Raw genomic sequence first — 12,569 nt, 5'->3', positions numbered from 1 at the left:
GTAAGCACTTTAGTGCTGAAAAATCAAGGACTAAAGTCCTAACTACAAACTTATTTACCCCTTGTAACTAATGCGATAGACCACTAGAACGTTGAGGTTTTGAACTAAAACGTTATCAGCGATTTGTTGGACATAGCAATATAAAAATTTTATTAAGTATTTACTTAACTGTCTTAACTGTCTTAACTGTCCTTGTGTTTCCATCAGAAAAGTAAGAGTATGTTTATGTGAGTTAGTAGTATTTTTACTGTTATATTGAAATGCAATTGTAATAGTAAATACTAATACTCATACTAGCTTTCCTGAAAACTTAAATCTCACTAAAGAGGATCTGTAAAATGAAAAAAATGATAATTGCCTTGTTAATCATGCTCGGCTTAAGCCTATCACTAGGTCAGAGGCCAGCGCTTGCTGCTAATGACTGCTTGAAAACGCTAAATACTGGTTCAGCTACTACCATCCCAGTTTTTTATGAAGATCAGGCTGCTTTCTACGGCTGGTCGGGAGGTGTAATTACTAATGATATGTACTACAACGCCTGCGGTCAAACTGTGACTATCAAAGTTAACTACGCTGACTGGGATAGGCTTCGCAAAGAAGGAAAGCTAGATGGTATCCGATATATATACAAAACGCCCAAGGAATCTTCAATTGGTGTTAGGAAAATTGTAGGAACTGAACCCAAAGATGTGAAAATTGAAGATTTCTACAGCTAGAGAAGGCTAACACCTTCACCAATTGACTGGTATGGTTTTAGCTTGAAAGCTGACATCATCAGGTAATTTTTACTGAATTACATCTAATGTGAATTGAGACTTTAATCTCGTTGATGAAGCCAAAATTACGTTTTTTCCAAACCTGGAAACCCTTGGAGAAAATGAGATTTTCCAATTCACATCAGGCGTAAATTTAGATAATGTATTAGGAATGGCGATCGCTCACTCAGTCTAACAGATGAGCGATCGCTTTTATCTAACTTGCAAAAATAAATGATTATAGTTAATTTTTGACTGTCAGCCGACAATTATTTATGATTGAAGCACAGGAATTCATAGAAGCTGCTCGTAGTTTTGGTTTTGATTGGTATACTGGCGTACCTTGTTCTTTTCTGACGCCCTTTATTAACTACGTCATTAACGATCCTCAACTAACTTATATTTCCGCAGCTAATGAGGGAGATGCTGTGGCGATCGCATCGGGAGCTACAATTGCTGGTAAATATGCAGTGGTGATGATGCAAAATTCTGGTTTGGGGAATGCAGTTAACCCGTTGACTTCCTTGAATTATATTTTTCGGATTCCAATATTAGTTATTTGTACCCTCAGAGGCGATGTCAATTTGCAAGATGAACCCCAACATGAATTAATGGGGCAAATCACAGATAAATTATTGGAAACTATGACTGTACCTTGGGAATTTTTTCCCACAGATGCAGCACAAATAGAACCAGTCTTGCAAAGAGCCACAGCTTACATGCAACAAGAGCGCCGTCCTTATGCCCTAATTATGCGTAAGGGAACAATTGCACCCCACGCACTCACCCGTTCTTCTATCCCCAAACGCGAAGATAACAGTAACCCTCATATTCAGCAAAGCTTTTTTCGCGGTAACCAAGAACAACGGATTTCCCGCAACCAAGCTTTAGCTCGAATTGTGGAACTGATTGACCCTGAAAATACTGTCATAATTGCAACTACAGGATATACAGGGCGGGAATTGTTCGCCAGTAAAGACAGTGCCAATCATCTTTATATGGTCGGGTCAATGGGATGCGCTTCTTCATTGGGATTGGGGCTTTCGTTAGCGCAGAAAGACCTGAAGGTTGTAGTGATTGATGGTGATGGTGCAGCATTAATGCGAATGGGTAATTTTGCGACCATCGGCACTTATGGCGGTGCTAATTTAATTCATATTCTCTTAGATAACGAAGTCCACGATTCCACAGGCGCACAAGCCACCGTCTCTTCTGATATATCTTTTGCCAAAATTGCCGAAGCCTGCGGTTATGGCGTTACATTAAGCGGAGACGACCCCGCGCTTTTAGATGTTTTATTTACCGCAGATACCAAAACTACACCGAAATTTGCCCATCTCAAAATCCGTCCCGGAACTTTAGAGAAGTTACCTCGACCCAACCTTACACCGGAAGCAGTTTTGCAACGCTTTGTGAAATATATTGAGGGAGTGGGGAGTGAGGGAGATGCGGGGGATACGGGGACGCGGGGACGCGGAGAATAACCAATGCCCAATGCCCCATGCCCCATGCCCAATGCCCAATACCCAATGCCCAATGCCCAATGACAATATGATTTTACTAAATCCTGGCCCTGTTAATTTGAGCGATCGCGTGAGAAATGCGCTGTTAAGTCCTGATTTGTGTCATCGGGAGGTGGAGTTTTCCCAGTTGCAAAGTAGAATCCGAGAACAGCTACTTCAAGTTTACGATCTTGCAGGCGGCTGGGCAGCAGTTTTACTCACCGGTTCTGGTACAGCAGCGATGGAAGCTATGGTCAGCAGTTTAGTACCAAGAAATGGGAAATTGCTGGTAATTGAAAATGGCGTGTATGGTGAAAGAATATCCAAAATTGCCAAAATTCACGACATTAATTACATTACGCTTTCCCATGCTTGGGATGCGGAAATAGATATCAAACGTTTAATTAAACTCTTGGATGAAAACGCCGATATCACACACCTCGCTGTCGTCCATCACGAAACTACTACTGGTCGCCTCAATAATTTGGTGGAAGTAGCTGCAATTTGTCAGCAACGCCGCATTCAAATATTAGTAGATGCAGTCAGCAGCTTTGGTGCTGAGGAATTGAATTTTGAGGCTTGGGGAATCACCGCTTGTGCTGCAACAGCCAATAAATGTCTGCATGGTGTCCCTGGAACATCTTTTGTCATTGTGCGCCGGGATGCACTGCCCTCAGCTGACATAATCCCCCGCACTTTATATTTAGATTTAGCAACCTATTGCCAACAGCAAGATAAAGGCGGTACACCTTTTACTCAATCAGTACAGACATTTTATGCTTTAGCAGAAGCTTTGCAAGAAATGGCAGAAGCCGGAGGATGGCGTGCTAGACACAGCCATTACAGCCAACTTGCAAACTTAGTGAGAGACGGGTTAGTGTCAATGGGAATTAAACCTTTACTTCCTGAAGGAAGTTCATCTGTGGTTTTGAATGCTTATTATTTACCAGATAACTTCAGTTATGAAGAATTTCACGACCAACTAAAAGCACAAAATTATGTAATTTATTCCGGACAGGGAAATTTAGCCCAATCTATCTTTCGAGTATCGACAATGGGAGCTATTACTCAGGCTGATATGGAACGATTTGTTGCTGTTGTTAAACAAATTATTTCAAAATGACATTAATAAAGTGAAAGCAATATTTTCACTATTCATTTAGGATTGCTATATGAACTTATAGCTGGCTTCAATGCCCAGATAAACAGAGGCAAGAATTTTTCAAAGTTTGTACAGAGCTAATTCTACAAACAATATCAAAGCAATCTCACTGCCGATTTTGTTTATAATTAAAAGTAATCAGACGATAAAATCATTATGAATTCCTTTTCATCTGCAACATCACAAAATAGAAGCCAAAACAATAACGAAGTTTTAGTAAATGTTATTGTCAAGCAACGAGCTGATGGGAGAACGGTTGCCATCGTTCCAGGTTTCCCTGAATTACAAGTTGAAGCAAGCGATCGCCATGCTGCATTAGCCCAACTTCAGCAACGTTTAGAAACTCATTTAGCTGGTGCAGAAATTGTTTCTTTACCTGTAAAATTACCATCTAATGAACAGAAAAACCCCTGGTTAGCAATGGCTGGAATTTTTAAAGACGACCCACAGTTTGAGCAAATGCTCAAAGCTATTGAAAACTATCGACATGAACTAGACAAATCTACAGAAGATGATTTTTTGCAAGAGTAAAAGAATATTTGCTTTCATATAAGTAAAATGACACTATGGGTACTTGATACTGACCATGTTTCACTACTACAACGAGGCCATCCACTTGTTGTTAGTAAAATAGCTGCTGTAAATCCAGATGAAATTGCAGTAACAGTAATAACTATTGTTGAGCAAATGTACGGTCGTTTAGATGTAATTAAACGAGCAAAATCAAAACAAGAATTGGTTACAGCTTACGCTTTATTAAGAGAAACATTTAATCGCTTGTGTCAAGCTAATATTCTTGATTTTAATGAAGCTGCATTTGATATCTATAATGAATTACTAAAGCAAAAAATTCGCGTTGGTACACAAGATTTAAGAATTGCAGCCATTGTACTTTCCTTAAATGGAACAGTTGTGACACGTAACCTTAAAGATTATGAGAAAGTTCCTAATTTAAAAATTGTGGATTGGTCAATTAATTAACTTCTCATGAGAAAATTACAGAAGCCCTTGGTGTGTAAGTATTGCCATTAGGCGTGAGCGTATCCCAATTGGATTGAGGCGACGCTAATTTTTTTGACGAACTTAGGCAGCACGTTCTTGTCGAATTTTTAGATAAGCATCAACTTAACTTTTGCGCCGGAGGTAATAGCCAATTACTGAGTACACATCTGTAAGTTGAAAAGATGGATATTGTTCGACAAAACAGGGTTAATCATTTCCCAAATTCCACATGAAAAAACCGTTCATTATATTAATTTATTTTTATATAAAACTTTAGCGTCATAGTTCTGGATTATAAATCGTTGCTTTTCATGTTCAAGAACTTCCTCTTGCTCGCTATGAACTACCTTAATGACTCTCATTCTTATAAATCCTCAGATTGACTAAGAATTGTAGGGGCACACCAAGCATAATCTTTCATTTCATTAAATATACTTGTGTCGTGCCCATACTAGAAATTGCATTCTGACTTCTGAATTCTGAATTCTGAATTCTCTTTTAATTCCTACCAAACACACTAGTGAGGGCACGCGCCATATTTTGGGGTTGCATTGCATCCATCGCGGCGGTGGGTTCGTAGCCACAGTGAACCATGCAATCGGCACACTTGGGATTACCACTCTTCTGGCCGTATTGACTCCAGTCAGTTTTTGCTAATAATTCTTGGAAACTAGAGTAATAACCTTCGTTGAGCAAATAGCAGGGTTTTTGCCAACCGAGAACGCTATAACTTGGGCTACCCCAAGGCGTGCATTCGTAGTCCTTCTCACCGATGAGAAAATCTAGGAATAAGGGATTGTGATTGAAGTTCCAGTTTTTTGCACCGGTTTTGTATGGAGCGAGAATTTCTCGGAAAAGGGCGCGTGTTTGTTCTCTTTGGAGGAAATGGTCTTGATCTGGTGCCCATTCGTAACTATAGCCGGGAGAAATCATCATCCCGTCGGTATTGAGTGTTTCGAGAAAATCAAAGAACTCTTGCATATCTTTGGGGTCAGTTCCCTCAAAGATAGTTGTATTAGTGGTGACGCGAAAACCTTTAGCTTTAGCGGCGCGAATGGCTTGGACGGCAATATCAAAAACACCTTTGCGATCGACGCAGCGATCGTGCAATTCCCGCATCCCATCTAGATGCACGCTGAAAGTCAGATAAGGTGAGGGTTGAAATTTATCTAGGCTTTTTTCCAACAATAAACCATTGGTACACAAGTAAATGTACTTTTTGCGATCGACTAATCCCTGCACAATCTCATCAATTTGCGGATGTAGCAGAGGTTCTCCCCCAGGAATTGAAACAACCGGTGCCCCACACTCTTCCACTGCGGCAAAACACTGTTGTGGAGTCAGGTTTTGCTTTAATATTTCCTTTGGATGTTGGATTTTACCACAACCGGTACACGCTAGATTACACCGAAAAAGAGGTTCTAACATTAAGACTAAAGGAAAGCGTTTGCGTCCCAACAGACGTTGAGTCACGAGATACTTGCCGATATCTATAGCTTGTTGTAGGTTAACTGCCATTATTCCGATCGCTCCTCTTTAAGATATAGAAACACCACTGTGGAAGCACAAAGCATTGCACCCCTATTTGCGCTCATTTACGTAACCTTGAGCCACAAACCAATTCACAGCATCTTCAAGTGCCCCATTAATGGGGGATTGGGGTAAACCCAACTCTCGTACTGCCTTAGCGGCATTGTAATACATTGGTTGTTTGGCCATGCGAACCCCATCTATAGGCACTGAAGGTAATTTCCCCAGCCGTGTAAGAATTTTTTCATCAATCCAAGCAACACTCAAGGGTAGCCAAGCTGGTAGACTTCCTTGGGGTGCCCTCAAACCTGTAATTTGGGCTAGTTGTTCGAGTAGTTGCTTGAGGCTGAGGTTTTGATGACCCAAGATATAGCGATCGCCTGATTTACCTTTGTGTAAGGCCAGTAAATGCCCCCATGCCACATCCCGCACATCGATAAAATTCAAACCAGTATCCAAATAAAAAGGCATTTGTTTCCGCAAAAACCGCAGTATTATATCACCTGTGGGGGTAGGTTTGATATCCAATGACCCAATAGGGCTGCTGGGATTGACTATAACTACCTCTTGACCTTTAGCAGCAGCTTGTATAGCTTCTTGTTCGGCCAGATATTTAGACTTTTTGTAGTTACCCACCAACTTTTCTAAGGGACTTTGATGTGTTTCATCAACGACTTCACCACATGACCCCACCCCAATGGCCGCCACGGAACTGGTATAAACGGTGCGTTCAATTCCTGCTTTTTGGGCTGCTGCTAGCAGATTGCGTGTACCCAGGACGTTGTGACGCTGGAGTAACTCTTGGTCTGCTTGCCACAGAGAATAATGGGCTGCCACATGAAACAGGTATTGACAATCGCTCATTTGTTGCCAGAGATTGACATCGTTCAAATCCCCTTTGACGATTTCCACCTCCAAACCGCGTAGATTTTGCAGATTGCTGCTAGGTCGTACCAGTGCTTTCACCGTGTATCCTTCTTGTAGCAGCAATCGTACCAAGTGGGCACCAATAAAACCAGTACCCCCCGTGACAAAAACCCTTTTGGATTTTGGATTTTGGATACTTCGACTCGGCTCAGTACAAGTTTTGGATTTTGGATTTATCAATTTGAAATTCCCCTGTTTGGAATTTTGGATACAGAAGTCACCGCCGTTCAAAAATCTCAAATCTTAAATTTCTTGCGGGGAAACCAATCATCCAAAATCGTGTAAACCACCGGGACAACAATCAAGCTGAGGATCGTTGATGTGATCAGTCCACCGGCGATGGCTACGGCCATTGGCGATCGCAATTCGGAACCAGCACCAAGACCCAAGGCGATGGGTAGCATCCCTAAAAGCGTAGAAGCAGTGGTCATCATAATTGGTCTCAGGCGTACTGGCCCTGCCTTGAGGATTGCTTCTGTGCGGTCTACACCAGATTGGCGGAGTTGATTGATGTAATCTACCAGTAAGATGGCATTTTTGTTTGCTAGACCTAACAAAAACACAAAGCCAATCAGCGAGATCATGCCAAAGTCACTTTTAGTAAATAGTAACGACAGCATCGCGCCGACAATTGACAAGGGCAAAGAAACACCAATTACTAATGGGTCTATCCAGCTTTTAAAAAGCAAAATCAGTACCACAACAATGCAGAGTGCTGATAATACCAAAGTACTGCCAAAACTAGCAAACACTTCACTTTGGCGGGCAGAATCTCCTCCCAAGTCTAAAGTTACATCAGCAGGTAACACTGCTTTGGCTTCTGCTACTATTTGGTCTGTAGCCTTACCTAAAGACAAATCTTTGCCCAAATTCGCACTGATGTAGGCTACTCTTTGATTGTTCAGCCGCTCAATTTGAAAAACCGTACCTTGGGAATTTGTTTCACTTGATACCGTTACATCAGCAAATCCAGGTAATTTTTCGATGCGTTCTTTAATTGCCTGGGCTGCTTTGTTGAGGGCTTGCAGGTTATCGCCTCGCAGTGATACCTGTAGGGGTTTTTGTCCACCAGTATCAACAAATTGGATATCTTCCACACTGGTAGTTACACCAGGAAGATTAGGCAAAGATGAACGTAATTGGTCTTGTACTTCCGCAGTTTTGATGTTGCGGTCTTCCTTGAGTTTCACATAAAGATTACCTTTATTTGGCTCACCTTCACGGGAACCAACGGTGGTAAATACTGTTTCCACTGCTGGAGACTTTCTCACCACATCTTCAAGTTTTTTGGCAACCTCTAGAGAATCGGTCAAGGGATTGGGGATGGGGAATGACGCGGTGACAGGGAGACGCGGGGACGCGGGGAAAGAACTCTCCGTGTCCCCGCGTCTTTGTGTCTCCGTGTCCCCTGAGGGGATTTTGGGCAAGGGTGCGGTGTAGGTGATATTAAATTCGCCGCGATCTAATTTAGGAATAAATCCTTTGGGAATTAGTAAACTCAGTGCCATCCCTGCAACAAAGCTGAGGATGGCTAAGGCGATGACTGTTTTACGATGTCTTAAAGACCAGTTGAGTAAGTTTCTGTAAAATTGGGTAAAATTCCCCCAGATGTTTGCTTGTTGGCGTCGTCGGGAATTTGGGTTGGCAGGTTTTAGCCAGTAGGTAGCCAAGGCTGGTGAGAGTGTACGAGCTACCAATGTGGAAGCAATCATGGCTGCTGAAACTGTGATCCCAAATGGCTTGAAGAATTGCCCGATGACTCCACCCATTAAACCAATGGGTAAGAAAACTGCTACTGCTGTGGCAGTGGTGGCGATGACTGTTAAGCCAATTTCATCTGTAGCTGAAAATGCCGCTTGGCGAGGAGTTTCTCCTTCATCGATGTGCCGCATAATATTTTCCACATCAATGATTGCATCATCAATCACACTGCCGATAACCAAGGCCAAAGCCAGCAAGGTAATGGTTTCTAGGTTGAAGCCAAAAATCGCCATGACGATAAACGTTGCCAACAAAGATGTGGGAATCGCCAAGGCAGAGATGAGAGTTGCCCGCCAGTTCCATAAAAAAGGAAAAATTACCACAATTGACAACACGACGGCTTCCATTAAAGCATCGATTGTGGATTGGGTGGCTTGGCGGATATATTTTGCTTGAGTTGCGGCCAAGGTGAGTTTGACATCTTTGAGTGTAGAGCGCAGCCTTTGGACTTCTTTTTCAACTAAACTCACCACTTCTAAGGTGTTAGCATCACCGCGCTTGATTACCTGAAATGCAAGTGCATCTTGGCCATTGAACCGGACTAACGTAGAACCTTGTTGAGTCAGAGTCGTTGCACTGAGCTTCGATGGATCGAAAGGAGTTGCAGTTGCATCTCCTAGCAATGAAACTCTCAGGACTCCTGGGAGTTTAGCGATCGCACTGACAATCTCATCTTTCGCCAACTTAGTCAAATCGCTGAGGTTCCGTGTCGGACTCTCAATGGCATAGCTAATGGCTGCTGATTCATTCAAGTTCAAGGGAATAATTTTAGAAGTCGCTCCCTGGGGTAGAGTCACCTGCTTGAGGGCAGTTTCAACTTCTTTGGTTGATGTTTCTAGATTCGTACCAACAGCAAAAGACAGAGCAACGGCTGTTTGACCGGGGTACGTGGATGAGCGGATATTCTCCAATCCTTCCAAGGGACGCAGGCGTTCTTCTATGGGTTTAGTGAGCTTGGTTTCTGTATCCACCGCTGCGGTCAGCGGCGCTGTAGCATTCACAACTACCACTGGGAAGGTAATATCTGGAAACAATGCATACTTGAGAGAACTGAAAGCAAGAATACCAGCTACCGTGACGGCAATCCAAAAACTCACGGTCAGCCACGAAAATTTAATCGCTAATTTAGAGATATTAAAGAATTCTCGTGCGGATTTTGAGCTAGAAAGCTTTACCATCTTGGAAAATTGTCATGTGGGTGACACAATTATTTAGCCATGCTACAGCAATCGCCGATCCAAAAATGTTAACAATTGCTCACATTTTCTTCTTGCTTCAACCTGGAAGTGCGACATTGTTGCTTGCTAACTTTGATTTCTATTTTGAATCTCAGTAGCATTATTGTATTTTACAGCCAAATTTCAAGAGCTTGTCATCAAATAATTACATCGTATCGACAAGTGGTCGTTGACTGTGAACCGTTAACATTCAACAGTCTTCTATAGAATATTTTTGTACTTGAAGTCCCCGATCGCCCCTCAAATTATGACAAAATTTCTAACATAGAATCCAACTGTAACAACAACAATGAAACTTGGTTCTGTCGAGCATAAGGAATTATTCTGTCGCAGCTTTACCGAAAGCTACAGGGAATATGAGCCTGAGTATCTTCCCTGGCCAGATTTGGACGATGCAGCTTTGAATTTCCTACGTAGTATTCCCTTTTGGGAGAAAGCTCTGGATACAGAACGGCAAGCCGGAGCCATAGTTAGTGGTTACGCACAAACGCTAAGCGATCCCGTTTTACAAGCTACAATCGCTCTCCAAGGTCAAGAAGAATTACGCCACGCTCGTTTGTTGAAGACATTAATCGATCGCTACGGCATCGAAATACCAGAGCGTCCCCCTATTGAAGTTCCCCAAAATATTGAGCCAATATTTACCCGCTTTGGCTTTGAAGAATGTTTAGATACTTTTTTTGCCTACGGACTATTTGCCATCGCCCGCGAAGCTAATGTCTTCCCAGAGTCAATCTTCACGATTTTCGATCCCATCATAGATGAAGAGACTAGGCATATTGTCTTTTTTGTCAACTGGTTTACCTATACACAAATTCAACGCGGCCAGGGATTTATTCCGTTGCGGAGTATCAAAACTCTCTGGCACTACGGCAAGGCACTCAGCAATTTGATTGCCGTCTTTGGCAATGATGATGCCAGCAAAACTGGTTTTGCCGCCACCGGCACTAACATCTTTACCAAAGACTTGACACTGAAAAAATTTTTAGAGATTTGCTTAGCAGAAAATCAGCGACGGATGAGCAAGTACGATGCCCGATTACTGCAACCCCAGTTATTGCCCAGACTAGCCAATCTCGCCTTGGGCATCCTTGAGTTAACACCCAAACGCAAACTCCAGAATATCGAGAGCGCTAGTGCTTAATTTTTTACCCCACGACACAATTCTTGTGCCCCAAGGAGCAGAATATCAAGCCGTGTGTCGTGGATTACGCGGTACTACTGACTCCATACCAGCAATATTACCCATACCTGTTGGGATGAAGCCACTACTTCAATACCTGCAACAATCGTCAAAAAATGGACAATTTCTAGCTGCCAAATCCAGGGTACTGATTTTGGGTTTATGTGGCAGCTTGAGCGATCGCTACGGTGTTGGTGATATTGTGTTGTATCAAAATTGCCTTTATCAAGGAAAACAACAACAATGCGATCGCTCTTTTACAGCAGAGTTACACTCAGCACTTCCTACTCCCCACTCTCCAGTCAACGCCTTGACAAGCGATCGCGTGATTTCCTCTGCGGCTGAAAAACGGCATCTGGGTGAGACTTTGGCAGTTGATGTTGTTGATATGGAAGGATTTATTGCCCTAGAGTTTCTCAATGCAGCTGGGGTAGCAGTGGCAATGTTGCGAGTCGTCAGCGACGATTGTCAACATGATATCCCAGACCTTACAGGAGCGATCGATTCTGATGGTTCGCTGCGTCCTTTGCCTTTAGCTATGGCAATGATTCGCCAACCCATAGCTGCTACTCGCCTCATTCGAGGTTCGTTAACAGCATTAAAAGTCTTAGAAAAAGTTACAAATCAGTTCTTTTCTAGCTATAGCAATCAAAGCATAGTTGAGGACACAAAAGGTTAAGGGGTAAGGGGTAAAAGATGTATTTGAAACCTCTCCCCTTTCCCCTTAGAGTCAACATTTTTTGCAGAATCAGGATGATACTGCAACCGCTATTATTGAGTGCTACAATCTTCGTCCAGTAACTTTTCAGCAGCAGCTTTGTACCCTTTGGTAGCGTCACTTTCAGTATTGACAATATAATATCCCCCCCTTCTTCTTCCCACTACAGCAATACTTTGGTCAGCCATCTTTTGTGAGGAGGCTAAGGATCTATTTACAAGGTAGAAAGGGTTGTTATTATTAGTTAGTGAATCATTATCTAACTTCATGATATTATATTGATTATTTTCAAGTGTCAGAATAAAGTTGTTAAAATTCCCATTGGGAATTTGATTGTCATCTGTCTCAAGCTGCATACTCACGCTTTGCTTAATACAAGACATATGAATGTGTAATTGATCTTGATTCCGAGCTTGTTGTGAATTAATTGCTAATCCATATTGATTTCGATATTGTACCTGCGGTTTTTTTGTAGGTACATATTTTCGGACTTCTTCCCACGCATACTGCCAATAAGGTATTGAGTTTGACCGCGATATATTAGGGTCTTCTATACCTTCAATTTTATCAGTTGGCAGTAATAAGTATTCAACTGGGTTAGTGCCATTTGCCACAACATACCTTTTGTTGAGATCGACATACAGACATGGGTCTGGTTTGGGAGGCTGACCCTGCTGATTGGCGACACATTGCTGAACTTTTTGCCAAAGAAAATCTCTATCACTTTGAGCTAATGTTTGTGACCTGAAAATATTAATAAAGCTCAGTTCATTGACAGAAACTAACAATAT

The 12,569-nt window shown here is 42.2% G+C and carries 11 protein-coding genes; 7 read left to right on the top strand and 4 right to left on the bottom strand.

The genetic code is table 11. From position 1 onward, the window contains the following. Window positions 1–338: 338 nt before the first annotated feature. The 5 genes from GNE10_RS22885 (at window position 339) to GNE10_RS22865 (ending at window position 4,400) form a co-directional block, all read left to right on the top strand. The gene (locus tag GNE10_RS22885; protein ID WP_185567126.1) at window positions 339–716 is read left to right on the top strand and encodes a hypothetical protein; all 378 of its coding nucleotides are present in this window, start codon (window positions 339–341) and stop codon (window positions 714–716) included. 314 nt (window positions 717–1,030) lie between these two features. Beyond that, complete coding sequence (aepY, locus tag GNE10_RS22880; protein ID WP_185567125.1) at window positions 1,031–2,239, top strand: phosphonopyruvate decarboxylase; 1,209 nt, start codon at window positions 1,031–1,033, stop codon at window positions 2,237–2,239. 10 nt (window positions 2,240–2,249) lie between these two features. Continuing rightward, entirely contained in the window at window positions 2,250–3,380 is a 1,131-nt protein-coding gene (locus tag GNE10_RS22875) for a 2-aminoethylphosphonate aminotransferase (protein ID WP_260447010.1), read from the top strand. Between the two features lie 195 nt (window positions 3,381–3,575). Continuing rightward, the gene (locus GNE10_RS22870; RefSeq protein WP_185567124.1) at window positions 3,576–3,950 is read left to right on the top strand and encodes a hypothetical protein; all 375 of its coding nucleotides are present in this window, start codon (window positions 3,576–3,578) and stop codon (window positions 3,948–3,950) included. A gap of 27 nt (window positions 3,951–3,977) precedes the next feature. Further along, window positions 3,978–4,400, top strand: coding sequence for a type II toxin-antitoxin system VapC family toxin (locus tag GNE10_RS22865; RefSeq protein ID WP_185567123.1), 423 nt, complete (start codon window positions 3,978–3,980; stop codon window positions 4,398–4,400). Between the two features lie 519 nt (window positions 4,401–4,919). On the opposite strand, the gene hpnH is transcribed toward GNE10_RS22865, so the two are convergent. From hpnH to GNE10_RS22850, 3 genes are all read right to left on the bottom strand, one after another. Beyond that, window positions 4,920–5,939, bottom strand: coding sequence for an adenosyl-hopene transferase HpnH (gene hpnH, locus GNE10_RS22860; protein ID WP_185567122.1), 1,020 nt, complete (start codon window positions 5,937–5,939; stop codon window positions 4,920–4,922). Between the two features lie 63 nt (window positions 5,940–6,002). Beyond that, a complete protein-coding gene (gene hpnA / locus GNE10_RS22855) occupies window positions 6,003–7,013 on the bottom strand; it encodes a hopanoid-associated sugar epimerase (protein WP_185567127.1) in 1,011 nt (336 codons plus the stop codon). A 101-nt stretch (window positions 7,014–7,114) separates the two neighbouring features. Beyond that, window positions 7,115–9,817, bottom strand: coding sequence for an efflux RND transporter permease subunit (locus GNE10_RS22850; RefSeq protein ID WP_185567121.1), 2,703 nt, complete (start codon window positions 9,815–9,817; stop codon window positions 7,115–7,117). Window positions 9,818–10,166: 349 nt separating this feature from the next. Here GNE10_RS22850 and GNE10_RS22845 point away from each other — a divergent pair, with 349 nt between their 5' ends. Further along, entirely contained in the window at window positions 10,167–11,021 is an 855-nt protein-coding gene (locus GNE10_RS22845) for a ferritin-like domain-containing protein (protein WP_185567120.1), read from the top strand. Then, window positions 11,014–11,739 carry a phosphorylase gene (locus tag GNE10_RS22840; RefSeq protein ID WP_185567119.1) on the top strand — a complete coding sequence of 242 codons (726 nt, stop codon included), beginning with the start codon at window positions 11,014–11,016 and terminating at the stop codon, window positions 11,737–11,739. The genes GNE10_RS22845 and GNE10_RS22840 overlap by 8 nt, the downstream gene beginning before the upstream one ends. Before the next feature lie 92 nt (window positions 11,740–11,831). On the opposite strand, the gene GNE10_RS22835 is transcribed toward GNE10_RS22840, so the two are convergent. Further along, the coding region (locus GNE10_RS22835) for a CDP-diacylglycerol diphosphatase (RefSeq protein ID WP_185567118.1) at window positions 11,832–12,569 on the bottom strand (738 nt) is incomplete at its 5' end.

Source organism: Nostoc sp. 2RC (assembly GCF_014222165.1).
Classification (GTDB): Bacteria; Cyanobacteriota; Cyanobacteriia; order Cyanobacteriales; family Nostocaceae; genus Nostoc; species Nostoc linckia.
The sequence above is the reverse complement of the archived record's forward strand: the minus strand, read 5'-3'. Positions and strand labels throughout refer to the sequence as shown.

Bases quoted from the DNA above. Each gene is read 5' to 3' on its own strand.
- GNE10_RS22885 (WP_185567126.1), top strand. From the start codon at position 339: ATGAAAAAAATGATAATTGCCTTGTTAATCATGCTCGGCTTAAGCCTA.
- aepY (WP_185567125.1), top strand. From the start codon at position 1,031: ATGATTGAAGCACAGGAATTCATAGAAGCTGCTCGTAGTTTTGGTTTT.
- GNE10_RS22875 (WP_260447010.1), top strand. From the start codon at position 2,250: ATGCCCCATGCCCCATGCCCAATGCCCAATACCCAATGCCCAATGCCC.
- GNE10_RS22870 (WP_185567124.1), top strand. From the start codon at position 3,576: ATGAATTCCTTTTCATCTGCAACATCACAAAATAGAAGCCAAAACAAT.
- GNE10_RS22865 (WP_185567123.1), top strand. From the start codon at position 3,978: ATGACACTATGGGTACTTGATACTGACCATGTTTCACTACTACAACGA.
- hpnH (WP_185567122.1), bottom strand. From the start codon at position 5,939: ATGGCAGTTAACCTACAACAAGCTATAGATATCGGCAAGTATCTCGTG.
- GNE10_RS22850 (WP_185567121.1), bottom strand. From the start codon at position 9,817: ATGGTAAAGCTTTCTAGCTCAAAATCCGCACGAGAATTCTTTAATATC.
- GNE10_RS22845 (WP_185567120.1), top strand. From the start codon at position 10,167: ATGAAACTTGGTTCTGTCGAGCATAAGGAATTATTCTGTCGCAGCTTT.